The organism is Geodermatophilus sp. DSM 45219 (assembly GCF_900104025.1).
Taxonomy (GTDB): Bacteria; Actinomycetota; Actinomycetes; order Mycobacteriales; family Geodermatophilaceae; genus Geodermatophilus.
This window is the reverse complement of the sequence record NZ_FNIQ01000006.1, coordinates 47,503-71,491: the sequence shown is the minus strand read 5'-3', so window position 1 is coordinate 71,491 and position 23,989 is coordinate 47,503. Positions and strand designations below refer to the sequence as shown.

The 23,989-nt window shown below is 75.7% G+C and carries 24 protein-coding genes; 5 read left to right on the top strand and 19 right to left on the bottom strand.

The features are described from left to right. Window positions 1-23: 23 nt before the first annotated feature. The gene (locus tag BLR12_RS18730) at window positions 24-947 is read left to right on the top strand and encodes a ketopantoate reductase family protein (RefSeq protein WP_369803473.1); all 924 of its coding nucleotides are present in this window, start codon (window positions 24-26) and stop codon (window positions 945-947) included. On the opposite strand, the gene BLR12_RS18725 is transcribed toward BLR12_RS18730, so the two are convergent. The 3 genes from BLR12_RS18725 to BLR12_RS18715 all read right to left on the bottom strand — a co-directional run bounded on the left by BLR12_RS18725 (window position 908) and on the right by BLR12_RS18715 (window position 3,008). Further along, window positions 908-1,471: a GNAT family N-acetyltransferase gene (locus BLR12_RS18725; RefSeq protein ID WP_255363628.1), complete on the bottom strand. Its 564-nt coding sequence runs from the start codon at window positions 1,469-1,471 to the stop codon at window positions 908-910. The two genes, BLR12_RS18730 and BLR12_RS18725, sit on opposite strands and share 40 nt — an antisense overlap. Beyond that, complete coding sequence (locus BLR12_RS18720; protein ID WP_091381405.1) at window positions 1,468-2,070, bottom strand: GDSL-type esterase/lipase family protein; 603 nt, start codon at window positions 2,068-2,070, stop codon at window positions 1,468-1,470. The genes BLR12_RS18725 and BLR12_RS18720 overlap by 4 nt, the downstream gene beginning before the upstream one ends. 131 nt (window positions 2,071-2,201) lie before the next feature. Beyond that, entirely contained in the window at window positions 2,202-3,008 is an 807-nt protein-coding gene (locus BLR12_RS18715) for an AraC family transcriptional regulator (protein WP_255363627.1), read from the bottom strand. Between the two features lie 49 nt (window positions 3,009-3,057). Here BLR12_RS18715 and BLR12_RS18710 point away from each other — a divergent pair, with 49 nt between their 5' ends. Beyond that, window positions 3,058-3,489: a DUF2000 domain-containing protein gene (locus BLR12_RS18710; protein ID WP_091381401.1), complete on the top strand. Its 432-nt coding sequence runs from the start codon at window positions 3,058-3,060 to the stop codon at window positions 3,487-3,489. A gap of 276 nt (window positions 3,490-3,765) precedes the next feature. Here BLR12_RS18710 and BLR12_RS18705 read toward each other — a convergent pair whose 3' ends face one another. From BLR12_RS18705 to BLR12_RS18655, 10 genes are all read right to left on the bottom strand, one after another. After that, complete coding sequence (locus BLR12_RS18705) at window positions 3,766-4,722, bottom strand: hypothetical protein (RefSeq protein ID WP_091381399.1); 957 nt, start codon at window positions 4,720-4,722, stop codon at window positions 3,766-3,768. 3 nt (window positions 4,723-4,725) lie between these two features. Beyond that, complete coding sequence (locus tag BLR12_RS18700) at window positions 4,726-5,508, bottom strand: DUF4142 domain-containing protein (protein ID WP_091381397.1); 783 nt, start codon at window positions 5,506-5,508, stop codon at window positions 4,726-4,728. Between the two features lie 273 nt (window positions 5,509-5,781). Next, a complete protein-coding gene (locus BLR12_RS24665) occupies window positions 5,782-6,162 on the bottom strand; it encodes a DUF1801 domain-containing protein (protein ID WP_176832589.1) in 381 nt (126 codons plus the stop codon). A 35-nt stretch (window positions 6,163-6,197) separates the two neighbouring features. After that, on the bottom strand, window positions 6,198-6,968 hold the full coding sequence (locus BLR12_RS18690; protein WP_143018810.1) for a SemiSWEET transporter: 771 nt from the start codon (window positions 6,966-6,968) through the stop codon (window positions 6,198-6,200). A 145-nt stretch (window positions 6,969-7,113) separates the two neighbouring features. Beyond that, on the bottom strand, window positions 7,114-8,325 hold the full coding sequence (locus tag BLR12_RS18680) for an MFS transporter (RefSeq protein ID WP_091381389.1): 1,212 nt from the start codon (window positions 8,323-8,325) through the stop codon (window positions 7,114-7,116). Window positions 8,326-8,459: 134 nt separating this feature from the next. After that, a complete protein-coding gene (locus BLR12_RS18675; protein WP_218120736.1) occupies window positions 8,460-9,218 on the bottom strand; it encodes a DNA alkylation repair protein in 759 nt (252 codons plus the stop codon). Between the two features lie 345 nt (window positions 9,219-9,563). Further along, window positions 9,564-12,419: a vitamin B12-dependent ribonucleotide reductase gene (locus BLR12_RS18670; protein ID WP_091381387.1), complete on the bottom strand. Its 2,856-nt coding sequence runs from the start codon at window positions 12,417-12,419 to the stop codon at window positions 9,564-9,566. 99 nt (window positions 12,420-12,518) lie between these two features. Next, complete coding sequence (gene nrdR / locus BLR12_RS18665; protein ID WP_091381385.1) at window positions 12,519-13,067, bottom strand: transcriptional regulator NrdR; 549 nt, start codon at window positions 13,065-13,067, stop codon at window positions 12,519-12,521. 424 nt (window positions 13,068-13,491) lie between these two features. Then, on the bottom strand, window positions 13,492-14,151 hold the full coding sequence (locus BLR12_RS18660) for a hypothetical protein (protein WP_143018809.1): 660 nt from the start codon (window positions 14,149-14,151) through the stop codon (window positions 13,492-13,494). A 130-nt stretch (window positions 14,152-14,281) separates the two neighbouring features. Next, a complete protein-coding gene (locus BLR12_RS18655; protein WP_091381380.1) occupies window positions 14,282-14,947 on the bottom strand; it encodes a LysM peptidoglycan-binding domain-containing protein in 666 nt (221 codons plus the stop codon). Between the two features lie 289 nt (window positions 14,948-15,236). Here BLR12_RS18655 and lexA point away from each other — a divergent pair, with 289 nt between their 5' ends. Next, window positions 15,237-16,016, top strand: a complete 780-nt coding sequence (gene lexA / locus BLR12_RS18650) for a transcriptional repressor LexA (protein ID WP_091381378.1) — start codon at window positions 15,237-15,239, stop codon at window positions 16,014-16,016. A gap of 124 nt (window positions 16,017-16,140) precedes the next feature. Here the strand turns inward: lexA and BLR12_RS18645 are convergent, their stop codons facing one another. From BLR12_RS18645 to hflX, 3 genes are all read right to left on the bottom strand, one after another. Further along, window positions 16,141-17,202 carry a hypothetical protein gene (locus BLR12_RS18645; protein ID WP_255363626.1) on the bottom strand — a complete coding sequence of 354 codons (1,062 nt, stop codon included), beginning with the start codon at window positions 17,200-17,202 and terminating at the stop codon, window positions 16,141-16,143. Next, on the bottom strand, window positions 17,174-17,914 hold the full coding sequence (locus tag BLR12_RS18640; RefSeq protein WP_255363625.1) for a phosphatase PAP2 family protein: 741 nt from the start codon (window positions 17,912-17,914) through the stop codon (window positions 17,174-17,176). The genes BLR12_RS18645 and BLR12_RS18640 overlap by 29 nt, the downstream gene beginning before the upstream one ends. 104 nt (window positions 17,915-18,018) lie before the next feature. Further along, window positions 18,019-19,509 carry a GTPase HflX gene (gene hflX / locus BLR12_RS18635; protein WP_255363624.1) on the bottom strand — a complete coding sequence of 497 codons (1,491 nt, stop codon included), beginning with the start codon at window positions 19,507-19,509 and terminating at the stop codon, window positions 18,019-18,021. A 153-nt stretch (window positions 19,510-19,662) separates the two neighbouring features. On the opposite strand from hflX, the gene BLR12_RS18630 reads away from it, so the two are divergent. Then, window positions 19,663-19,890: a hypothetical protein gene (locus BLR12_RS18630; protein ID WP_091381376.1), complete on the top strand. Its 228-nt coding sequence runs from the start codon at window positions 19,663-19,665 to the stop codon at window positions 19,888-19,890. 21 nt (window positions 19,891-19,911) lie between these two features. Here the strand turns inward: BLR12_RS18630 and dapF are convergent, their stop codons facing one another. From dapF to BLR12_RS18615, 3 genes are read right to left on the bottom strand one after another with little or no spacing between them, the layout of a single operon-like run. Further along, the gene (gene dapF / locus BLR12_RS18625; protein WP_255363623.1) at window positions 19,912-20,781 is read right to left on the bottom strand and encodes a diaminopimelate epimerase; all 870 of its coding nucleotides are present in this window, start codon (window positions 20,779-20,781) and stop codon (window positions 19,912-19,914) included. Then, complete coding sequence (gene miaA, locus BLR12_RS18620) at window positions 20,778-21,701, bottom strand: tRNA (adenosine(37)-N6)-dimethylallyltransferase MiaA (RefSeq protein ID WP_091381373.1); 924 nt, start codon at window positions 21,699-21,701, stop codon at window positions 20,778-20,780. Before miaA ends, dapF begins: the two co-directional genes overlap by 4 nt. Continuing rightward, the gene (locus BLR12_RS18615) at window positions 21,698-22,426 is read right to left on the bottom strand and encodes a class III extradiol ring-cleavage dioxygenase family protein (protein WP_091381371.1); all 729 of its coding nucleotides are present in this window, start codon (window positions 22,424-22,426) and stop codon (window positions 21,698-21,700) included. Before BLR12_RS18615 ends, miaA begins: the two co-directional genes overlap by 4 nt. 40 nt (window positions 22,427-22,466) lie before the next feature. Here BLR12_RS18615 and BLR12_RS18610 point away from each other — a divergent pair, with 40 nt between their 5' ends. Then, window positions 22,467-23,984, top strand: a complete 1,518-nt coding sequence (locus BLR12_RS18610) for a DUF349 domain-containing protein (RefSeq protein WP_091381369.1) — start codon at window positions 22,467-22,469, stop codon at window positions 23,982-23,984. Window positions 23,985-23,989: the final 5 nt, after the last annotated feature.

Here is a 23,989-nt window from a genome sequence, read left to right as displayed (position 1 = left end):
ACGCATCTGCTTGCATGGCGACCGTGAGCGACCAGCGAGGACAGGACGTCGGCCTACGTGTTGCGGTGCTCGGCCCCGGCGGTGTGGGCGGACTGCTGGCGGCGCTGCTCGCGCGCGCCGGCGCGCAGGTCAGGTGCCTGGCCCGCAGCGAGACCGCCGCACACCTGCAGGCGGCGGGCGTGCGGGTCGAGAGCGGGCAGTTCGGCGACTTCACGACGCCGGTGGACGCCGCCGAGCGGCTGACCACGCCGGTCGACGTCTGCATCATCGCCGTCAAGGCCACCCAGCTGGACGCCGCTCTCGAGCGGGTGCCCGCCGACGTGCTGGGCGACGCGCTCGTCGTGCCGCTGCTCAACGGCGTCGAACACGTCGACCTGCTGCGGCACAGGTATCCGCAGGCCGGCGTCGTCCCCGCCACCATCCGCGTCGAGAGCACCCGTACCGGACCAGGCGTGATCGAGCACGGCAGCCCGTTCGTGACCGTCGACCTCGTCGCGACCGCCGGCCTCGAGCAGCGCGTGCAGCGGCTGGCCGACGCCCTGCGGGGGGCGGGGGTCACCACGCGGGTCGGGGACGACGAGCAGGCCGCGCTGTGGGGCAAGCTCAACTTCCTGGCCCCGCTCGCGCTGCTCACGACGGCTGCGCAGGCGACCGCGGGCGAGGTCCGCGAGGCACGGCGCGAGGACCTGCGGGCCATCGTCGCCGAGGTCGCCGCCGTCGCCCGCGCGGAGGGTGCGCCCGCCGACGTGGACCAGGTCGTGGCCTTCTTCGACGGCGTCCCCGCCGGCATGCGCTCGTCGATGCAGCGGGACGCCGCCGCCGGCCGGCCCATCGAGCTGGACGCGATCGGCGGTGCGGTGGTCCGGTCGGCCACCCGCCACGGCATCGCCGTCCCGGTCACCGCCCGCTACGTCGACGAACTGCGGGGCCGGTACCCGACCGGCTGACCGTCGTCGACGACCCGCGTGAACAGCACCCGGTGCAGGCCCGGGCCGTCGTGGTCCCGGTGCACCGGGACGCCGTCCACGACGTCGTCGCCCGGGACGACGGCGAAGCCGAGGGCCCGGTGGAAGCGCAGCGAGGTCGTGTTGCCCGGGCTGGTGAGGCAGGACAGCCGGCGGGCACCGCGCCGCGAGACGTGCTCGGCGAAGCGGCGGTACAGCGCACCGGCCACCCCCTGACGCTGCAGCGCCGGGTCGACGCCGGCGAAGTGCACGTAGCCGACCTCCGGCTGGGCCGGGGAGAGGAACCCGACGAGGAAGGCACGCAGGGCCCCGCCGGCGTCCTCGACCACCCAGCTGCTGTCGGCGAAGTGCTCGAAGAACAGCCGCGGCAGGAGCAGCGCACGCTGGCGGCTGCCGTCCGGACCGCCGAAGCCGCCCCACCAGGTGTCGAGCACCGCGAGGACGCGCCCGTGGTCGTCGGGCACCGGGCGGCGGGCCGCCAGGCCCGCCGGCAACGAGCCGTTCACGGCGCCACCCGCTCGGCCAGCCAGCGCCGGAACACCGGCTCGACGAGCGCGGCCAGACGCGCGTAACCGCGCGTCGAGGGGTGGTACGCGTCGCCGGCCGCGACCTCCGCGACCCACACCGGGTCCGCAGCCAGCCCCGTGGTGCTCACGAAGGGCACCGACCGCACGGCGCACACCCCGGCCAGGCCGGCGGAGAGGTCGGCGGCCCGGGCGCTCTCCCCCGCGCCGGACACCGGCGGCGGGCCGACGACCAGTACCGGCCAGCCCCGCGCGGACGCGCCGTCGAGCACGCCGGCCAGCGCGGCGAGCGACCGCTCCGGCGGCACACGGGGGCGCCCGTCCTGCAGCACGACGTCGTTGAGACCGACGGCCAGGACCACGCCGTACCGGTCGCCGTTGCGCAGCCGCCACCCCGTCTCGGCCAGCCAGCGCCGGGCGACGTCGGCCGAGGTGTCCCGGCGCACGCCCAGGGCGTAGGCGGTCAGGTCCCAGCCCGCGCCGCGCGCCGCGGTCGCGACCGGGCCCACCCAGCCCGCGCCGGTCGGGTCGCCGACACCGGCGGTGAACGAGTCGCCGAGGACGCACACCCGCACGTCCATCACGCCACCGGGGGACGACGCCCTCCGGGGCGGCCGCCGCGGCGTCGCGTGTCCACGGGGGACGAGGCGACGGGACGGACGACGACGACAGGGGTCATGGCGTCAGTATGGTCATGCACTGCCATGCATGGTCAAACGAGGATCGAGCCGGAGCGGGCGTAGGCGGCCGGCGTGGTCGCCAGCAGACGCCGGAAGTGCCGCGTCAGGTGCGCCTGGTCGTAGAAGCCGACCGCCGGCGCCACCTGCGCGGCCGGCACCCCGTCGAGGAGCAGCCGCCGCGCCCGGTCCAGCCGCCGGCCGGTGAGGTAGCGGTGCGGCGGGAGCCCGTGCCGGCGGGTGAAGCAGCGGACCAGGTGGGTGGGCGGTGCGCCGAGCAGCTCGCCGGCGTCGGCCAGACCGAGCCCCTCGACGGTGCGGGCGTCGAGCAGGTCGCGGAGCCGGTCGGCGAGGACGTCGTCCCGCACCACCGGTGGCGGAGCGACCGTGCCGGCCAGGTGCTGCCGCAGCCGGTCGAGCACGAGGGCCAGCCGGCTCTCCGCCTCCAGGGTCTCCGTGCGCGGGGCGAGCGCGGCGTGCAGCTGGGAGAGCCGGGCGCGCAGTGCGGGGTCCTCGAGGGTGGGCCGGTCGACGGCGGAGCCGACGCGGTCCTCGCCGAGGGTGTCGGCGTCCAGGTACAGGACCCGCTTGCGGAAACCGGCGGGGGTGTGGGCCCGCCCGTCGTGCGGCACCCCGGGCGGCAACAGGGTGACCTCGCTGCGGGCGGCGCCGTGGGCGTGCCGGTCGAGGTCGTAGCGGATCGCGCCGGCGTCGACGACGAGCAGCGTCCACGCGTCATGGGTGTGCGAGGGGTAGGCGTGGTCGGTGAAGGAGGCGTGGAAGACCTCGGCCAGGCCCGGCACACCCGGCCGCCAGGCCGTGACCCGGGAGCCGCTCGGCACGTCAGGAACGTACAAGACCGACCCTCCGGCGGCGGGCGATCGTCGGGGCATGGAGACCGACCCGCCCGCCGTCCGCTGGCCCACGAAGATCGCCGTCCTGCTGCGGGAGGACCTCGCGTCGTGGCAGGCGCTGAACGTCACCGCGTTCCTGTCCAGCGGCATCGCCGCGACGCTGCCGGAGCTCATCGGCGAGCCCTACGCCGACGCCGACGGCACCGCCTACCTGCCGATGTTCCGCCAGCCCGTGCTGGTGCTCACCGGCACCGCGGAGGCGCTGACCGGGGCGCACTCGCGGGCGCTGGAGCGCGGGCTGCCGCTGTCGGTGTTCACCGCCGACCTGTTCGCCACCGGTGGGGACGACGACAACCGGGCCGCGGTGCGCGCCGTCCCCACCGCGGACCTCGACCTGGTCGGCCTGGCGCTCCACGGTCCGCGCAACGCGGTGGACAAGGTGGTCAAGGGCGCGCGGATGCACCCCTGACGGCCGACCCGTCCTGCGCCGGGAGGACGTGGTCGCCCACGCGGTCGGTGGACAGCGAACCGGAGCGCGTGGTCCCCCGAGCGTCCCGGGTCGCCGCGTCGACGTCCGGCGCGGCCCCGCATGTCGGTGCGGTGTCCGGCTCGCTGCGGGCCATGGCCGTCCCCCGGCCTGCGATCGGGCGCCGACGCTGAGGGACCGCTGCACCGGCGTTCCGCGCCCGTGACGTCCCGGTGCGCACGGCGGCGGCCGTCCGGCAGACCGGGGGGACGGCGGCCCTCAGTCCTCGGCGCCGGTCCCGTCGTCCTCGGCGCCGTCCTGCGCCGGCAGCGGGGCGGCCTGCTCCGCGTCGACGTCGGCGTCGGAGGTCCGGGGCTGGTCGGCCGTCGCAGGCGTCTCCGGCTCCGCGGCGTCCTCGGCCGCCGGTGCCTGCGGCTCGACCTCGGCGGCCGGCGCCGGCGGCTGGACCTCGGCGGTCTCCTCCCCCGCGCCCCGCACGGTGATGCGGACGGCGTCGAAGGCCGGCACCTGGTTGGCGAAGGCCATCATCGGCATCCGGTGCGAGCCGTCGCCGGCCCAGGTCGCGCACTGCGCCTCGCCGGCCGTCGACAGGCCCGGGATCCGCACGGTGACGGTGTCCGGGGTCGCGCCGCCGGCGCCGTCCTCGGTCGCCACGAAGACCGCCTGGCGCTCCGGCCGCGGTGCCACGCGGGGGTCGTCGAGCACCCGGCACGCGGTGTGGAAGTGCCCGCGGACGAGGCCGTCGTCGGTCAGCGTGGCGGGCTCGACGTAGTAGCCGCCCTCCGCCGCCGGGAGGAAGCGGTCGCGCACCAGGTTCCGGGTGGACACCTGGAGGGTGAAGGGCTCACCAGCCGCGACCTCGTCCGGGAACCGGGTGATGAGCAGCTGCGGGTTGTCCTCGGGGGCGCCGAGCTCGCCGAAAGGCAGCGAGACGCAGGCCGGCCCGGCCTGGAAACCGGTGTGCGCGGGCAGGTCGGACTGCGCGCACACGTCGGCGGGCGCGGGGGCGGGCGCGGCCTGCTGCGCCGGGACCTCGGTCGCCGTGGAGGACGTGCCCTCCGCGGTGGACGACGTCCCGTGGTCGTGCTGGGCGGCGGCCGGCGCGGTCGCGGCCGGCTCGCCCTGCGCCGAGGCCATGCCGGTGCCGGCGACGAGGCCGGCCAGCGCGATGCCGGCGACGACGGTGTACGTGCGGCGGCGGGTGGTCCTGTCCATGGGTCAGCTCCTCGCGTGGTGCCCGCGGGCCCGCGCCCGGGGGGTCGGGGTCCGGCGCCTCGCCCGCTCGGCCACGGTGCGGCCGGCGACGAGGAGCAGGGCGGTGAAGAGGGCGGTGAGCAGCGCGAAGACGACGAAGGTCATCGCGTCCGACCACCAGGCGTCGGTGCCGAGGGCGACCGGGTCGGGCAGCTCGGCGTACGCCACGAGCCCGGTCGACTCGAGGTACTCGATGTGGCGGGCGACGAACGCCATCGACTCGGTGGTGAACTGCCGGACGACCGGGTTCTCGGTGGCGGCGCGGACCTGGGCGAGGACCGGCAGCACCTTCCCGTGCGCCTGCCGCAGCAGGAACACCGCGCGCTCGTCGAACGCGGCGCCGGACTGCGCCTCGATCTCGGCCATCCAGTCCTGTTGCTCCGCGGTGGGCTCGACGGGCAGCTCCACACCGAGCTGCGCGGCGGCGGTGTGCACGATGCGGTCGAGCTCGGCGTGCTCGACGTGGATCAGCCGGCCGACCTCGCGCACCCGCGGGCTCTCCGCGCGCTCGGCCGCCCAGGCGCCGACCGGCATCTCCCACAGCCCGGCCTGCTTGACCTTGTGCAGCACGTCGCGGTCGGCCGGGTCCAGCGGGCCGTCGTCCTGCCGCATCGGCGTGCCGATGTCGGTGGCCGCACCGGCCGGCGCCGGGGCGGCGAGCACGGCGGTGGCCACGAGGACGACGACGGCGAGCAGCCGACGGGTCAGCGATCGGACGGACGGGGGCCCGGAGGGGCGGCAGTGCATGGAGGGCGGCGTCCTCGGATCCGGAGCAGCAGTGACCGCGCGAGGTTAGACGTGCGCACAGCGTGATCGGAAGCCCGACGAAACGGACCGGTCCGTCCCGGAATCGGACGCGCTGCCGGCGCTCGCAGCCCGTGGTACCCCGGGACGCCCGCAGGTGAGCGGCCCGCCGGCCGCCGTCCCGCTGCCGCGCCGCGCCGCGCCGTCAGCGGTCCGGGTGCCCGGCGACGTGACCCATCCCACGTCCGCCACCGTTCCGCGAGGGGCGGGCGGGGTTCAGCCGCGGCCCAGTGCGGTCAGTCGCTCCTGGCGGGCGGTGCGCAGCAGCGGCACCAGCCGCGGGTCGCGGAGGTCGTCCGCGCTGCGCACGGTCAGCTTGCGGAACGCCTTGCCGGTGCCCTCGAGCAGCCCGCCGTCGTCGAGGGACGCACCACGGTTGAAGCCGAGGTTCAGGTGGCGGGCGAAGGTCGCCAGGTAGGCGTAGTGCTCGCTGTTCTTGGCCGGGCCGACGCCGTAGCCCACCGTGCCCTGGTGCGGCCACACCACCCGGACGACGTCCGGGTCGACCTCGTGCACCAGCGCGTCGGCCGCACGCACCAGGTCGGCGACCCCGGGGTCGAGACGGGCCAGGAGGACGTCGAGGTCGCCGGTGCTCACCGGGGCACTGTGCCAGCCACGGCGATCGCCCCGCGTCAGGCCGCCGAGAGCGCGGGCCACGGACGGTCGGCACCCGGGCGGTGCAGCGGGACGACGGGCGCCCCGGGGCGCCGGGTGCGCATCGCCAGGCAGGTCACGACGGCACAGACCAGCCCGAAGCCGGCCGACAGCCACACCATGGTCTGGCCGAGCAGCCAGCCGTAGGCGGTCCAGGACGCGCACGAGCCGGCGCCGAGGTACCAGCGCAGCGGGGACATGCCGGAGAGGTCGCTGGTGCGGTCCAGGACGCCGAGCAGTTGGGGCAGCGCGGCGACGACGCCGACGAGGGTGACGACCGCGCTGAGCCCGGCCGCGACCGCCGCGGCCTCCGCGCCGAGCACCACCGCGGCGACGCTGCCGGCCGCGAGCGCGGCGAGGGCGGCGGCCCCCGGCGCGGTGCGGGTCAGCGCCGGCGTCGTCCGCAGGTGCGGCTGGCCGCGGAGCTGGGCGGCCAGGACGGCGGTGTTGCCCGCGCCGACGACCGCGTGGGTGACCACCTGGGCCGGGTCGCCGACCAGCAGGCCGAAGGTGAGCCAGCAGAGGTTGAGCCCGACCGCGAGCCAGGAGCCGGTCGGGGAGAGTCCGAGGGTGCGGCCGTGCCGGCAGGAGAGCCAGACCTGGGGCCAGACGACGGTGATGCTGAGGGCAGCCGCGAGGGAGCCGAGGGCGGCGATCATGGTGGAGCGGGGGATCCGTTCGAGTGGGGGCTGTGCGGGCGTGGCCACCGGCGGGCTGGACAGCCGCACACCGGTCCGGACGCTCGTCACTGAGCGGCAGCGTCAGTGCTGCGGGTCGGCCACGGGAGTCATCGGCGCCGTCAGCGCGTGACGGGACGCGATCCGCCGTGATCGTCCTGTGACCTCGCTCATCGCCCCGGCGCGCGGAGGGACGCCACGGCGGTCGGACCCGGGCTCAGCTCCGGACGGCCGTGCCCGCCGTCCGCGGCAGGGTGAGGGCGGCGCCCAGCCCGCAGGCCAGCACCGCCGTGGTGACCGCGAAGGCGGCCTGGTACGAGGCGGCGTCGGTGAGCCAGCCGGCCACCAGCGGACCGGCGATGGCGCCGAGGTCGGCCGACATCTGGAACACCGCCACCACCCGACCGCCGCGGGCCGGGCTGACGTCGGCGACCAGTGCCGCCGGCACGCTGGCGAGGAACGAGGCGGCCAGCCCGAAGAGCGCCATCGACACCAGGAACACCCACAGCACCGGAGGCAGGACGAGGGCCGCCGTCGAGACCGTGGCCAGCCCGGCGCCGAGGACCAGCGCGGGCCGGCGGCCCCACGTGTCGGCCAGGCGACCCGACCGCAGCAGCCCGAGGGCCTGCGCCAGCGAGCCCGCCAGCAGGCCGGCGCCGGCCCACGCGACCGTCCGGCCCAGCTCCTCGGTGACGTACAGGGGCACCAGCGAGTTGCGGACGCCGAACAGCACCCAGCCCACGCCGAAGTTGGCCACCAGCGCGGTCAGGTAGACGCGCGAGCGCAGGGCCGCTCCGAGGCCGACCGGGTCGGCGGCGAGGTCGGGTCCGGTCACCGCAGGTGCTGCCGAGCGCTGCTGCGTCACGGACGGGCGCAGCAGCACCATGGCGACCGAGCCGGCCAGGAGGAGGAACCCGGCGTAGAGGAAGAACGGCAGGCGGGGCGAGAGCTCGGCGAGCAGGCCGCCGGCCGCGGGGCCGGCGATGCCGCCGAGGATGAAACCGCCCTGCCACGTCGCCGCGGCACGGCCCCGGTGCGAGGGCGGGGCGACCCGCAGCAGCAGCGACAGCGCGGCGACGGTGAACATGGCGCTGCCCACGCCGCCGGCCGCACGCAGGGCGAGGAACAGCGGGAAGGACGTCGCCAGGCCGGCCAGCCCGGTGGTGACCGCGACGATGCCGAGGCCGGTCGACAGGACGGTCCGCTCGCCGAACCGCTCGACCAGGGAGCCGCCGCCGAAGGCGGAGACGAAGCGGAAGAACGCGAAGGCGCTGACGGCGAGCCCGACGGCCGTCGTCCCGACGCCGAACGAGCGGGCGAACAGCGGGATCGCCGGCGCGACGATGCCGAAGCCGAGTGCCACGACGAACGCGACGACGGCGAGGATGCCGACCTCACGGGGCAGCTCCCCCCGCCCCCGCCACAGCACCTCCGGATGCTCGCACGGCGCCGGACGGCACCTCTCGACGGCCCGGGGACCCCGTCGGCCGGGGAGCCGCTCTCAGCGGCGCAGCGTCCGCGTCGACCTGCCGGCCGGCTACGGGGCCCGGTCGAGCGGAGCGGTCAGACCCGCCCGGCGAGGTAGTCACGGCGCCGGTCCGCGGGCAGCCGCTCGATCGCGTACCGGAGCATCGTGCGCGGCATCCGCCGGTAGCGCGGGACGAGGAAGGCCTCCGCCCGGGCGCGGTCCCGGTTCGCGACCTCCCGCAGCATCCACCCCACGGCCTTGTGCACCAGGTCCGCGGGGTCGGTGAGCAGCCGGTCGGCCAGCCGCAGGGTCGCCTCGGGACGACCCGCCCGGACGCCGGCGAACGTGGCCATCACCGCGATCCGGCGGTCCCACACCGACGCCGACGCGGCCAGCTCGTCGAGCAGCGCCCAGTCGTCGGCCCGGTCGCGGCCGAGCAGCCAGGGGCCGAGCAGGTACGGCGCCGAGGCGTCCACCAGGTCCCAGTTGTCCACCCGGGCTCGCCGGGCGAGGTAGAGCTCCACGATCCGGTCGCGCTCGTCGCCGTCCGCCCGTTCGAAGCGGTGCACGAGGACGAACAGCGCGGTGAGCCGCTCCTCGTGCCACGGGCTGCCCAGCAGCTCCTCGACGTCGGCCAGCGGCGTCGTCGCGGCGTGCCGCCGAGCGATCCGCCGCTGCGCCGGCACGGCGATCCCCAGGAACCGGTCACCCTCTCCGTAGCCGCCCGGCCGCGCCTGGAAGTAGCGGGCCATGCCCGCGGCGCGCTCAGGGTCGGCCAGCTCGGCCAGCTCGGTGCGGATCGCCACGGCGGACCCGCCGTCGGGCCGGGCACGTTCGCGCGGGCTGTCGGTCACGGCGCCTCCCGGTGCCGGCGCAGCGCGGCGCCTCGGTCCTGGAGTTGGAGGTAGGGCAGCCCCGGACGCGGCCGACGATGTCGCCACCTACGGGATGTACCGGGCCGTCGCCGGGGCCGACGAGGCGGCGCCGCGGCTGACGGCCGCCATCGCGGGCGCCCACGGGTCGGACGCACCGAGCCGCCCCGTCGCGCGGGGCGGCCGGGGCGGCGTGGAGCTGCGTGTGCCGGGATCACCGCGGTGGGCGTTCTCCGTGCGCGGGGTCAGTGCTGGTCGAGTCGCGTTCCGGCGAGCCCGCCGGGACGTCCCGCGAGGATCCGCAGGACATCCCGGCGAGCGTCACCGTCAGCTGCAGCCGCTGGTGGAGCCGCAGCCCTCGCAGACGTAGCAGCTGCCGGCCGGGCGCATCTTCGTCCCGCAGGTCATGCACAGCGGGGCGTCGGTGGCGGTGCCGGTGACCAGCTCGAACAGCTCGGCCGAGGAGTGGGCCTCCTTGACCGGCTCCGCCTTGGGCTCGGGCAGGGCCTTCGTCTCGGTCGGCACCGAGCCGCGCATCGCCTCGACGTCGACCTCCTCCTCGGCCACCGCGGCGGTCGAGGCGGAGCCGCCGTAGCCGGACACCTGGGCGGCGCGCTCCTCGGCAGTGAAGATGCCGAGGCCGGCCCGCTTCTCGACGGGCAGGTGGTCCAGCGCCAGGCGGCGGAAGATGTAGTCCATCACCGACTGGGCGATCCGGATGTCCGGGTCGTCGGTCATGCCGGCCGGCTCGAAGCGCATGTTGGTGAACTTCTGGATGTAGGTCTCCAGCGGCACACCGTGCTGCAGCGCCAGCGAGATGCCGATCGAGAAGGCGTCCATGACACCGGCCAGGGTCGAGCCCTGCTTGCCCAGCTTGAGGAAGACCTCGCCGAGGCTGCCGTCCTCGTACATGCCGGCGGTCATGTAGCCCTCGGCGCCGGCGACGCTGAAGGACGTGGTGACGCTGGTCCGCTTCTTCGGCAGCCGCTTGCGCACCGGGTGCGACAGCGCGGTGGCCGAGGCGGCGACCTCAGCCTTGGTGTCGGCCTTCTTCGCCTTGGCGTCGGACAGCGGCTGGCCGACCTTGCAGTTGTCGCGGTAGATCGCCAGCGCCTTGAGGCCGAGCTTCCAGCCCTGGAAGTAGATGTTCTCGACGTCCTCGACGGTCGCCGTCTCCGGCATGTTGACCGTCTTGCTGATGGCGCCGGAGATGAACGGCTGCACCGCGGCCATCATCCGGACGTGGCCCATCGGCGAGATGGCCCGCTCGCCCATCGCGCAGTCGAAGACCTCGTAGTGCTCCGGGCGCAGGCTCGGGGCGTCGACGACGTGGCCGTGCTCGGCGATGTACTCGACGATCGCCTCGATCTGCTCGTCCTGGTAGCCCAGGCTGCGCAGCGCCCGCGGGACGGTCTGGTTGACGATCTGCATGGAGCCGCCGCCGACCAGCTTCTTGTACTTGACCAGCGAGAAGTCCGGCTCGATGCCGGTCGTGTCGCAGTCCATCATGAAGCCGATCGTGCCGGTGGGGGCCAGCACCGAGGCCTGCGCGTTGCGCCAGCCGAAGTCCCCGCCGATCTCCAGGCACGCCTGCCACTCGGCGGTGGCGGCCTTGAGCACGTCGGCGTCGTCGGCGCCGACCGGGCGGATGGCGTCGTTGGCCGCGCAGTGCTTGCGCATGACCCGGGAGTGGGCGTCGGCGTTGCGGGCGAAGCCCTCGTAGGCGCCGACGATGCCGGCCAGCTCGGCCGAGCGGCGGTAGGCGGTGCCGGTCATCAGCGAGGTGATCGCCGCGGCGAGGGTCTGGCCGCCGCGCGAGTCGTACGCGTGACCGGTTGCCATGAGCAGCGCGCCGAGGTTGGCGTAGCCGATGCCCAGCTGCCGGTAGGCGCGGGTGGTCTCACCGATCGGGTCGGTCGGGAAGTCGGCGAAGCAGATCGAGATGTCCATCGCGGTGATGACCAGCTCGACGGCCTTGACGAAGTTCCGGGAGTCGAACGTGCCGTCGTCCTTGAGGAACTTCATGAGGTTCAGCGACGCCAGGTTGCACGAGCTGTTGTCCAGGCTCATGTACTCCGAGCAGGGGTTGGACGCGTTGATCCGCCCGGTCTCGGGGTTGGTGTGCCAGTCGTTGATCGTGTCGTCGTACTGGATGCCCGGGTCGGCGCACTCCCAGGCGGCCTTGGTGACCTTGCGGAACAGGTCCTTGGCGTCGACGGTCTCGATCACCGAGCCGTCCATGCGGGCGCGCAGCCCGAAGTCGGTGCCGTCCTCGACCGCCCGCATGAACTCGTCGGAGACCCGGACGGAGTTGTTGGCGTTCTGGTACTGGACGCTGGTGATGTCCCTGCCGCCGAGGTCCATGTCGTACCCGGCGTCGCGCAGCGCGCGGATCTTGTCCTCCTCGCGCGCCTTGGTCTCGATGAACTCCTCGATGTCGGGGTGGTCGATGTCGAGGACGACCATCTTGGCCGCGCGGCGGGTCGCCCCGCCGGACTTGATGGTGCCGGCGGAGGCGTCGGCACCGCGCATGAAGCTGACCGGGCCCGACGCGGTGCCGCCGGAGGAGAGCAGCTCCTTGGACGAGCGGATGCGGGAGAGGTTCAGGCCGGCGCCGGAGCCGCCCTTGAAGATCAGCCCCTCCTCCCGGTACCAGTTGAGGATCGAGTCCATCGTGTCGTCGACGGCGAGGATGAAGCAGGCGCTGACCTGCTGCGGCGCGCTGGTGCCGACGTTGAACCACACGGGGCTGTTGAAGCTGAAGTACTGGTGCAGCAGCATCCAGGTCAGCTCGTGCTCGAAGACCTCGGCGTCGCCCTCGGAGGCGAAGTAGCCGTGCTCGCGGCCGGCCGCGCCGTAGGTCAGCACGACCCGGTCGATCAGCTGGCGCAGGCTGGTCTCGCGCTGCGGGGTGCCGACGGCGCCGCGGAAGTACTTCGTGGTGACGATGTTGGTGGCGTTGACGCTCCACTCGGCGGGGAACTCCACGCCGCGCTGCTCGAAGTTGATCGAGCCGTCCCGCCAGTTCGTCATGACGACGTCACGACGCTCCCAGGTCACCTCGTCGTACGGGTGCACACCGGCGGTGGTGAAGACTCGCTTGACCTTCAGGCCCTTCCCCCTGGTCGGCGCCTTGGCGGCGCGACGCGTACGGCCCGACAAGCGATCCTCGGTCTCGGTCACGGAGCTCTCCCTGTGTTGTGGGCTTCCGGCGGCTGGGGAAGAGCCGCACTCAGTTGTAACGGGTGGTGCTGACAGTTCTGGCGGTGGCGGCAGTGGTCGTCACCGACCGGAGCTGCCGTCGGGGGCGCCCTGGCCACGCCCCGCACCCCGCCGGCGGACCGGCGGGTCCTGCATGCCAGGCAGCGGCGGGGTGCCGGCGGCGACGTGCCGGGCCCGCAGCTCGGTGATCTCCTTCTCGAAGTCCTCGAGCGAGGTGAACGCGCGGTAGACGCTGGCGAAGCGCAGGTAGGCGACCTCGTCCAGCTCGCGCAGCGGCCGCAGGATGGCCAGCCCGACCTCGTGGGCGGGGACCTCCGCCGCGCCGGTGGCCCGGATGGCGTCCTCGACCTGCTGGGCGAGTTTCTGCAGCTGGTCCTCGTCGACCGGCCGCCCCTGGCAGGCCCGGCGGACGCCGGCCACCACCTTGCTGCGGTTGAACGGCTCGCTCACGCCGCTGCGCTTGACGACGGCGAGGACGGCCTCCTCCACCGTGGTGAATCGCCGGCCGCACGCGGGGCAGGACCGGCGGCGACGGGTGGTCGCCCCCTCGTCGGCCTCGCGCGAGTCGATGACGCGGCTGTCGGGGTTGTGGCAGAAGGGGCAGCGCACGGGCAGGTCCCCTCCCCTCGTGGCACGTCCCGCCGCGGTCCGCCCGGGCGCCGCGACGCCCGCGGGAGCGGTCGGTGCGACGGAGCCGGGAGGCCGCCTGTGGACCTCCCTGGGGACATCCGGTGGACGTCGTGGGGAGGACCTGAGGATCGGCCTGTGGACGGACTTACAGCGGTGCAACTACTAGATGTAGGGGAACCCTAGGCCGGGCTCCACTAGATCTGCAAGCCGAAGGTGGCCGGGCGTGTCCGACGAGACGACACCGTGACCAGCCGCGTCCACCCGTCCCACCCGTCCCCGTGACACGCCGCGGACCCCGGGCCGGCGGTCGCGCGGGCCGGCCGGGAGGTGTAGGGCCGCACGCGCACCGACGGTCCCCGCGCAGAGCGCAGGGACCGTCCCGGTGGGGTGCGGTGCCGTCCGGTCAGGCGCGGAGTGCCTCGTCCGGGCGCACGAGGCGGGGTCGCGACACGCGGTCGCTCAGTCGCAGCGGGCGGGTCAGGCAGTCGACGTCGGTGGCCCGGGGCATGAGCACCGTCGCGTCGGCGGCCTCCGCAGCCGGCGCTTCCTCGGTCGGCGGTGCCGCGTCGAGCGCCCGGTGCCGGCCGGCCATCCCGACCCCCCCGCCCGCCCGGTGACGGCCGGGGCCCGCGCCCGCGGACGCGGCCGGCAGCTCGGCGGTCACGTCACCACCGTGCCGGCGTAGCCTGCGGGACACCGCCGGCGGGGACGACGGGAGGGCACCGGCGACCGCCTGCTCGCGGGCCGCGGCCTCGCTCAGGGACAGCAGCGGGGCCGCAGACGCGCCCGGCAGGATCTCCCCCGCGGGGCCGGCGAAGGGGCCGGCGTCGAGTGCCGCCCCCGCCGCCGGGGCGACCTCGGGCAGGCGGACCCAGGCCAGGTCGGTCCAGGTCTCGCGGTCGGTGCCGGCCACGGTCGCCCGGACCCACACCTGGCAGGCGCCGGCACCGTCGTGCCGCCAGCCGAGGAGCGACCCCGGCCACCAGGCACCCTCGACGAGCACCTCGACGCGCTGCGACTGCTGGCTGAAGACCGCGGCCCGGCCGGCTGGCATCCCTGACACGCGTCCGACCGTAAGTGGGGCGACGGCCACGGGGCGTGAGCGACTCGGCACGACGGGTTGACGAACATCGACACCGCGTCTTGTCGCTCCTGCACCCTCGTCGCTCCTGCACCACGGCCCACCGCGCCGGTCACGGGAGCCGGAGGACCTGACCGGGGACGACGACCGAGCCCTCGAGGTCGTTGAGCTCCTCGATCGCGTGCACCACGGTGCGCACGTCCTGGTCGGTCCCGGCCAGCTCGCCGGCGATCGACCACACCGTGTCGCCGGGCTGGACGACCACGCTGTCGTCGCCGGCCAGCCGCAGCCCGTCGTCCCCGCCACCGACCACGGGAGCCAGCCACCAACCCGTCCCGACGGCGCAGGCCAGCGCGAGCGCGGCCACCAGCCGGCGCCCCCGGCGGGTCAGGCGCACGGGCGCGGGCGTGCGGCCGCAGCCGACCCGGACGCCGCCCCCGGCGGGCGCCGGCCGCACCGGCCGGCCACCGGGGCGGACGGCGTCACCGCGACCGCGCGGCGCCCCGGACCCGGACCCCGCAGCCCGCACCTGGGGACGGTCGGGCACCGGCCGCAGGTGCCCGGACACCCGCGGGCCCGAGCCCGGCAGGCCCTGCACCGACGCGACCCGGGCCGGGCGGCCCGACGCCGCCGACGTCGGAGCCGGACGGCCGGCGCGCACCGCCACCGGCCGCCCGGTACCCCTCGCGCCCTCGGCGCCACCCGACGCGAGCAACGGCCGCCACGGGACCTGCACCGCCGCGTCGAACTCCAGAACGGCCTGCCGCACGCCTGCCATGACCTCTCCTCCCGATCGCGGTCAGCTGATCGAACACCCGTTCGATCGAACGTCCGTGCGATGTCTACCGCATCCCTCCGACGCGGTCGACCCGACACCGCTTCGAACACACGTTTGAAGTCGCGGCCCCGAGGCGCTACGGTCGGCAGCGAGCACCGACCCGTCGTCGCCCCCAGGGCGTCCGAGGGGCAGGGGGCCGCGGCAGCTCCCCGGAGGGGCCACACGCGACCCGGTCCGGGGCAGGTGCAGGACACGAGGGCTGTGGCGGCACAGCCGGCGAGGAGGAGACGTGGCGGGCACGAGCAGGACGTCGGGCGGCGGGGGCTCGTCGCGGCGCACGTCCAGGAGCCGGGCCGGCGAACCGGCGGCCGACCAGGTGGCGACGGCGACGGTGCGGGCCTTCCCCGACCGGGCGGAGAACGGCGACGGGCTCACCCAGCGGCAGCGGCGGGTCCTGGAGGTCATCCGCGACTCGATCGAGCGGCGCGGCTACCCGCCCTCGGTCCGGGAGATCGGCGAGGCCGTCGGGCTGTCGTCGGCCTCGTCGGTGGCCCACCAGCTCAGCGTGCTGCAGAAGAAGGGCTGGCTGCGCCGCGACCCCAACCGGCCCCGGGCCCTCGACGTGCGGATGCCCGGCGACACGTCCGGTGTCCCCGCGCCCGCGGCGGCCCCGGCAGGCAGCGAGGAGACCCCCGCGCCGACCTACGTCCCGCTGGTCGGTCGGATCGCCGCCGGTGGTCCAGTGCTCGCCGAGCAGGCGGTCGAGGACGTGTTCCCCCTCCCCCGCGAGCTGGTCGGCGAGGGCACCCTGTTCATGCTCAAGGTCACCGGTGACTCGATGGTCGAGGCGGCCATCTGCGACGGCGACTGGGTCGTCGTCCGCCAGCAGCCGACCGCCGAGAACGGCGAGATCGTCGCCGCCATGATCGACGGCGAGGCGACGGTGAAGACCTACAAGCGCCGGGACGGGCACGTGTGGCTGCTGCCGCACAACCCCGCGTACGAGCCCATCCCCGGGGACGACGCCACCGTGCTCGGTCGCGTCGTCACGGTGCTGCGCCGGGTCTGAAGAAGGACCCCGTCCTCCCCCACCCCTCGTAGAAGGACCCTCGCCCCGAGCCCTTCGCAGGCTCAGGGGACGCCAGGCGAGGGCCGGGGCCCCGGGACGGGGCCAACGGCCCGCCGGCGCGGCCTCAGCCGCGCCGGCGGAACAGTGCGCTGCCCAGCCACACCAGCACGCCGGCCACGACGGCGGCAGCCAGCGCGGCCGCGACCGGTGGCGGGCCGTCGTCCCCACCGAGCAGGTCCGGCAGCGGACCCTCCGCCGACCGGGCCTCGGGTGACGTGCTCGCCGCGGTCGGCAGCGGCACGACGGTCACGTCGCTGGGCAGGCCCTCACCGGCCACCACCAGCGCCGCGGAGTCGCCGGTGAAGCTGACCGCCTCGCCCTGAGCCGCAGCGGGCAGGGCCACGCGGCGGGGCTCCCCGGCCAGCGCGCCGGCCACGTCGGAGTCCTCGAGCGGCCAGACGTAGGCATCGGTGTAGGTGCGCAGCGCGACGTACCGCTCGTCGGGGGACACCGCTCCCCCGGTGACCATGAGCTGCCCGGCCCGGCCGACCGGCCCGCCCGGCGTCCCGGTGAGCACGAGCTCGACACCGCCGACCTCGGTGAGGCCGACCGTGCCGTCCTCGACCAACGCCGACACCGGCCGGTACACCGCACTGGCGCCCAGCACCTCCTTGGTCACCAGGTACGGCGTCCCGTCGGGGGCCAGCAGCAGCGCCTCGACGTCCCGCGGCCCGTCGGGGTAGGACAGCCGGTACACCGAGCTGCTGCCGTCGGCGTGCAGCGCGAGCAGGGCCACCGTCTCGCGGATCCCGGTGTTGTCACCGGTGTCGGCCAGCCAGATCGTCCCGTCCACGGCCAGCGCCAGGTCCTCGGGGTCGTAGGGGTCGACCGGCGCGGAGTGCACCGTGACCACAGCGCAGGTGCGGTCCAGCACGTAGACGTCGAGGGAGTCGCCGCCGTCGTTGTGCACCAGCATCCGGTCGCCGACCTCGACGAGTCCGGAGACCTCCGGCAGCCGGGGGTCGGTGAGCTGGCAGCGCGTCGTCGCGGCGGCCGGGTCGCCGGCGGGCTGGGCCGACGCCGGCAGCGCACCACCGACGACGACGAGGGTCAGCGCGAGGCCGGCCGTGGCCGCCAGCCGTCGTCCCGCGGTGCCCCTACGCGGAGGACCGGCCTGCTCGCACACCGGCCCAGCGTGACACCACGACCGCGTCCAGGGCGTGAACCACGCCCAGCAGCAGGATGCCGACGGCCGCGCCGACGACGGCGTCGGTGACCCAGTGGAAGTCCAGGGACACCATGGCGATCCCCGTGGCCACCGGCCCGGCGAGGCTCAGCACCCAGGCGGTGCGCCGCACCCACGCGGCGAGCCGGTACTCCACCACCTGCCAGCGGGCCACGCCCCACATGAGCACGGCGTTGGCCACGTGCCCGGAGGGGTAGGAGGCGCCGTCACGGTGGAAGAACGACCCGGGGTAGGCCGGCGCGGTGCGGCCGGTCCCGTACTTCAAGGAGTAGACGACGACGGTGAGCAGCACCAGCGCGACCAGCACCCGCACCAGCGGGACGACGGTGCGGAACCGCCAGACCAGGTAGCCGACCAGACCGGTGAGGACGATGAGGATGAACCCGCGGCCGCCGAGCTGGGTCACCGCCCACACGGGCCAGTAGGCGCCCGACTCCTGCAGGTGCCAGGAGCTGACGACCTCGGAGACCCGCAGGTCCATCCGTTCGAGCACGCCGCGGCTGAGCAGGTCGAAGGTCACCGCGAGGGTCACCGCCAGCGCCGCGAGCAGCAGCCAGCGCGGGGGGCGGCCGACGGTGACGACCCGCCCGGCGGGCCCGGCGGCGTCCGGCGGGGTCGCCCCGGGACGCCCCCGCACCGCGCCGCTGGTCACGCCGGCCACGGTACCGGCCCGTGACCTGGTGGCGGCCCCGTCCCGGGCGCCGCCCCGGGCCTGCGCGGAGGGGTCCTCCCGCTCGCTCGCCGAGGTGGAGCGAGTCAGACGACCGGCGCCGCGAACTCCTCGAGCGCCGCGGCGAGAGAGCCGTCGACCCGCGCGCCGAGCCGGGTGCCGCCGGCCTCGTGGGTCTCGCTCAGCACCTCGCCGTCCCGGTGCACCCGGGCGACCAGGTCGCCGCGGTCGTAGGGCACCAGCACGTCCACCTCGACGTCGGGGTGCGGCAGCCGGCCCGCGATGATCTCGCGGAGCTGCTCGATCCCGTGGCCGGTGCGGGCCGACACCCACACCGCGCCGGGCAGCGCCCGGCGGAGCGTGAGGATGTCCTCCTCGTCCATCGCGTCGACCTTGTTGACCACGATGAGCTCGGGTACCGAGGACGCGTCGATGTCGGAGAGGACGACGTGGACCGCGTCGATCTGGCCCAGCGGATCGGGGTCGGAGCCGTCGACGACGTGCACCAGCAGGTCGGCGGCGGCCACCTCCTCCAGCGTGGAGCGGAAGGCGTCGACCAGCTGGTGCGGCAGGTGCCGCACGAAGCCGACCGTGTCGGTGAGCGTGTACTCGCGGCCGTCGGGCGACTGAGCCCGGCGCACGGTCGGGTCCAGCGTGGCGAACAGCGCGTTCTCCACCAGCACACCCGCGCCGGTCAGCCGGTTCAGCAGGCTGGACTTGCCGGCGTTGGTGTAGCCGGCGATGGCCACGCTGGGGACGGCGTTGCGCCCGCGGGAGGACCGCTGCGTGGCCCGGGCGGTCGCCATGCCGGCGATCTCCCGGCGCAGCTTGCTGACCCGCGCGCGGATCCGCCGCCGGTCGGTCTCGATCTTCGTCTCACCCGGCCCGCGGGTACCGATGCCGCCACCACCGGCGACGCGGCCACCGGCCTGCCGGGACAGCGACTCACCCCAGCCCCGCAGCCGCGGCAGCATGTACTGCATCTGCGCCAGCTCGACCTGGGCCTTGCCCTCCCGGCTGGAGGCGTGCTGGGCGAAGATGTCGAGGATCAGCGCGGTCCGGTCGACCACCTTGACCTTGAGGATCTTCTCCAGCGCGTTCAGCTGGCCCGGGGTCAGCTCGCCGTCGCAGATGACGGTGTCGGCGCCGGCCGCCGCGACGATGTCGCGGATCTCGGCGGCCTTGCCCGACCCGACGTAGGTGCCGGCGTCGGGCTTGTCCCGCCGCTGGCTCACCGCCTCGAGCACCTGCGAGCCCGCGGTCTCGGCCAGCGCGGCGAGCTCGGCCAGCGACCGGTCGGCGTCGGCCTGCGTGCCCTCGGCCCAGACGCCGACCAGCACGACGCGCTCCAGGCGCAGCTGGCGGTACTCGACCTCGGTGACGTCGGCGAGCTCGGTGGACAGACCGGCGACGCGACGCAGCGCCCCCCGGGCCTCCAGTGCGTAGGAACCGGTCGTGTCGTCCGGCTCGTCCCGTCCCGCGTCGGGACGGGGTGCCTCCTGCTCGGGCGCGGGGGCGGCGCGCAGGGCACGCTCCTCGGCGTCGGCGAGCACGGCGCGGTTCTGTGCTGTCGTCATCGTCTCCAGCGTGGCAGACCCCAGCACCTGGGGCATCCGAGTTGTCATCACCCGCTACAACACCGCACCCGCGCCGGACCATCCCGGCCGGTGTGCCCGGTCCGTGACCGGGTAGGGGCGCAGGCGAGGACCGACACCACGAGGAGGCTCCAGATGAGCGAGACGGGAAGCAGCGCGTCGGGGACGGGCGAGGAACTCGACGACCCGGGCCGGGACCCCGTGGGTCTCAACCCGCCGAGGAACCCGCTGTCCGGCGGCCTGGGCAGCACGACCGGCGGACCGGACCAGGACAGCGGCCGCGGTGAGCCCGAGGGCAGCCCCGGCATCGCCGGGCAGTCGATGGTGCCGGAGTCCCCGCAGGAGACGGACAACACGAAGTAGGAGGAACGGCCGGCCGGCGGATCAGCTGCCGAGCCACTCCGGGGTGAGCTCGCCGGCCGCCACCACGACCGCGGGGCCGGACAGCACCGTCGTCCGCCCGTCGACCGTGACCGTCAGCCGGCCGCCGGGGACGTCGACGGTCACCGCGCCGGTGGCCGCACCGGCCGCCTCGAGCGCGGTCCAGGCCGCGGCGCAGGCGCCGGTGCCGCAGGAGCGGGTCTCCCCCACCCCGCGCTCGGACACCCGCAGCCGGACGTGCGCGCCGGGCTCGAGCACGTTGACGAACTCGACGTTCACGCCGTCGGGGAACAGCCCGGCGTCGACCGCCGGCGCGCTGGTGAGGTCCAGGGTGTCGACGTCGACGTCGGTGAGGACCGCCAGGTGCGGGTTGCCCATCGAGACCGCCCGGCCGGGGAACGAGCTGCCGCCCAGTTCGGCGGTGCCGGTGCCGAAGGGCCGGGCAGGGCCCATGTCGACCCAGTAGCCGCCGTCGGCCGCGGCACCGACCCGGCGGGGCCCGCCCCGGGTGCCGACCCAGATGCCGTCCGCGCAGGCCGACCGCTCGACCAGCCCCTCGGTCACGAGGACGTGCAGGAACAGCCGGATGCCGTTGCCGCACATCTCGGCGGTGGACCCGTCGGCGTTGCGGTGGTCCATGAACCACTCGCAGCGGCCCAGCGCCTCCCCGAGGACGGCGGGGGCGTCGGGCACGTGCTCACTGCGGACGACGCGCAGCACGCCGTCCCCACCGGGACCGGCGCGGCGCTCGCACAGCCGCCGCACCATGGCGGCGTCCAGCCGGCCCTCCGGCCAGCCGGTGCCGTCGGGGTCGGGCAGGACGACGAAGTCGTTCTCCGTGCCGTGGCCGATCAGCACCCGGTGCGCGTTCACCCCTCCAGGGTACGAGCGGTGATCACCGCCAGGGCCTCGTCCACCAGGTCGGGCCGGGCGGCGTCCAGCCAGGTGGTCGCCGCGTCGCGGCGGAACCACGAGCGCTGCCGGCGGACGAACCGGCGGGTGGTGGTCACCGTCTTCTCGCGCGCCTCGGCGGGGGTCAGCACCCCGTCGAGCTGGGCCAGCACCTGTGCGTAGCCCAGCGCGCGGGAGGCGGTGGGGCCCTCGCGCAGCCCGTCGGCGGCGAGCGCCTCGACCTCCGCGACGAAGCCGGCGGCCCACATCCGGTCCACCCGCAGCGCCACCCGCTCGTCGAGCTCCGCCGGCTCGCGGTCCAGGCCGACGACGACCGCCGGGTAGTGCGGCCGGGGCTCGGGCAGCGTCGCCCGGAACGGCCCGCCGGTGATCTCGACGACCTCCAGCGCCCGCACGACCCGCCGTCCGTTCGAGGGCAGGACGGCGGCCGCCGCAGCGGGGTCGACGGCGGCCAGCCGGGCGTGCAGCGCGTCCGGGCCGACGTCGGCGAGCTCGGCCTCGAGCCGGGCCCGCACCGCCGGGTCGGTGCCCGGGAAGTCCAGCTCGTCGAGGACGGCGCGCACGTACAGCCCCGAGCCGCCGACCAGCAGCGGCACGACACCCGCGGCGCGCAGCCGGTCGACCTCGGCGCGGGCCAGCCGCCGGTACTCGGCCACGGACGCCACCTCGCGGACGTGCCAGAGGTCGAGCAGGTGGTGCGGCACGCTGTCCCGCTCGTCGGCGTCGGGCTTCGCGGTGCCGATGTCCATGCCGCGGTAGAGCTGCATCGAGTCGGCGTTGACCACCTCGCCGCCGAGCCGGTGCGCCAGGGCGACCGCGAGGGCGGTCTTGCCGGTGGCGGTGGGGCCCACCAGCGCGACCACCGGCGGCAGACCGCTCACCGCACGCTCCAGTCGGCCACCAGGTAGCCGACGCCGAAGGGCGCCTCGTGCGCGTGCAGCCGCGCGTCGACCTCGCGGCCGGCCAGGGCGGCGCCGACGGACCGCCAGGTGGGGACGCCGGCGGCCAGCAGCCGGGCTCCCTCGACGGGGTCGAGCGCCGCGAGGGCGCCCGCGTCCCCGGCGGCCAGCGCGGCGGCGACGGCGTCGTCGAACGGTGCCGCCGCGTCGTCGAGGTGACCCGGCGCCTTGAGCGAGCGCCGCGCCGAGCCGTCGCCCATCGCCAGGACGGCGACCGTCCCGGGCAGGTCACCGAGCGCCGCGGCGAGGTCGCCCGGCCCCACCCCGAGGCGGCCACCGGCGTACCCGGCCGCGTCGAGCAGCCAGGCGCCGATCGTGTGCGCCGGCGGGGTGCGGCGCCCGCCCGGCCGGACGCTGCCGGAGAACGGGACGGCCAGGTCCACGCCGTAGCCGCGCAGGTCCCCGCCGTCCCCCTGCCCGTAGCGCGGGCCCGCCCCGTCGCCGCCGACGACGACGACCACCTCCGGCCCGGAGGCGAGCAGCGCGTCGACCGCCGTCGCGCAGGCCGCCCGCAGCGCGGCGGTGTCCTCGGCGGCCCTCCCGGCCACCGCGGGGACGAGCAGGGGCGGGCAGGGGCAGAAGGCGACCGCTGACGGGACCGGTCGGGGCGCGGCCGTGCCTGCGGCGGCGGCCGGGACTGAGCTCACCGCAGCAGTGTCCCGGATGCGGCGTGGGACACTCCGGGACGTGTCGAGCACGGAGAACGCCGGAACCCCCTCGCAGCTGCCCCAGCCGGAGTCGACCGGGTCCGAGGCGGTCACCCCCGACGCGGGGACGCCGGCCGCGGCCACCCCCGGCGACGCCGCTCTCGCCGACCCGGCCGCGGGGACCGCCGAGCAGCCGCCGGCCGAGCCTGCGGCCGAGCCGCCCGCGGCCGCCGAGAAACCCGCCGCTGAGGAGCCCGCGGCCCTCGAGGCCCCCGCCGGGGACGTGCCGGCCGCGGAGCCGGCCGCGCCGCAGCCCTCCCCCGTCCCGTCGCCGCCTGCCGCGCCGGTGTCCGACCCGGCGCAGTGGGGCCGCGTGGACGCCGACGGCACGGTCTACGTCCGCACCGCCGACGGTGAGCGCGCCGTCGGCTCCTGGCAGGCCGGCGAGCCCGCCGCGGGGCTGGCGCACTACGCCCGCCGCTACGACGACCTGGCGACCGAGGTCGGCCTGCTGGAGGCGCGGCTGAGGGCGCACACCGGCAACCCGACCGAGATCAAGGCCAAGGCGCAGGCGCTGGCCGAGTCGATCCCCACCGCCACCGCCGTCGGCGACCTCGACGGGCTGGCCGCCCGCGCCCGCGCCATGGTCGGGACCGCCGACTCCGCGGCCGCCGAGTCGCGGGCGGAGAAGGCCGCCCAGCGGGCCGCGCAGGTGGCCCGCAAGGAGGCGCTGGCCGCCGAGGCCGAGCAGATCGCCGCCGAGTCCACCTCCTGGAAGGCCGCGGGCGACCGCCTCAAGGCCATCGTCGAGGAGTGGAAGACCATCCGCGGCATCGACCGCAAGACCGACGAGGCGCTGTGGAGCCGGTTCGCCGCCGCCCGTGACGCCTTCGGCCGCCGCCGGGGCGCGCACTTCGCCGCCCTCGACGCCCAGCGCGGCGAGGCCCGCGCGGCCAAGCAGGAGCTGATCGCCGAGGCGCAGCGGCTGTCGACCTCCACCGACTGGGGGGCCACCAGCGCCGCCATGCGCACGCTGATGGACCGCTGGAAGGCCGTTCCGCGCACCGGCCGCGACGGCGACGACGACCTGTGGAAGCAGTTCCGCGCCGCTCAGGACGTCTTCTTCTCCGCCCGCGCGGAGTCGGACAAGACGCGCAACGCCGAGCAGCTGGCCAACCAGCAGGCCAAGGAGCAGCTCCTCGCCGAGGCGGAGAAGCTCGACCCGTCCGGCGACCTGCGCGGCGCGCAGAACCTGCTGCGCAAGCTGCAGGAGCGCTACGACGCCATCGGCCACGTGCCGCGCGGCGCGATGCGCCAGCTGGAGGACCGGATGCAGGCCGTCGAGCAGAAGATCCGCGGCGCCGCCGACAACTCCCGCCCGCGCGTGGCCCCGGAGAACCCGATGGTCACCTCGATGCGGCAGGCGGTCACCAAGGCCGAGGAGCAGCTGGCCAAGGCCGAGGCCGCCGGGAACGCCCGGCGGATCGAGGAGGCCCGGGCGAACCTCGCCACCCGGCGGGAGTGGCTCGCCGAGGCGGAGAAGTCCGCCCGCCGCTGAGAGCG

Coding starts and splice junctions, on each gene's coding strand:
- BLR12_RS18630 (WP_091381376.1), top strand. CDS start 19,663: ATGAGCGAGACGGGAAGCAGCGCGTCGGGGACGGGCGAGGAACTCGAC.
- BLR12_RS18705 (WP_091381399.1), bottom strand. CDS start 4,722: ATGGACAGGACCACCCGCCGCCGCACGTACACCGTCGTCGCCGGCATC.
- BLR12_RS18700 (WP_091381397.1), bottom strand. CDS start 5,508: ATGCACTGCCGCCCCTCCGGGCCCCCGTCCGTCCGATCGCTGACCCGT.
- BLR12_RS18710 (WP_091381401.1), top strand. CDS start 3,058: ATGGAGACCGACCCGCCCGCCGTCCGCTGGCCCACGAAGATCGCCGTC.
- BLR12_RS18720 (WP_091381405.1), bottom strand. CDS start 2,070: ATGGACGTGCGGGTGTGCGTCCTCGGCGACTCGTTCACCGCCGGTGTC.
- BLR12_RS18655 (WP_091381380.1), bottom strand. CDS start 14,947: ATGGCAGGCGTGCGGCAGGCCGTTCTGGAGTTCGACGCGGCGGTGCAG.
- hflX (WP_255363624.1), bottom strand. CDS start 19,509: ATGACGACAGCACAGAACCGCGCCGTGCTCGCCGACGCCGAGGAGCGT.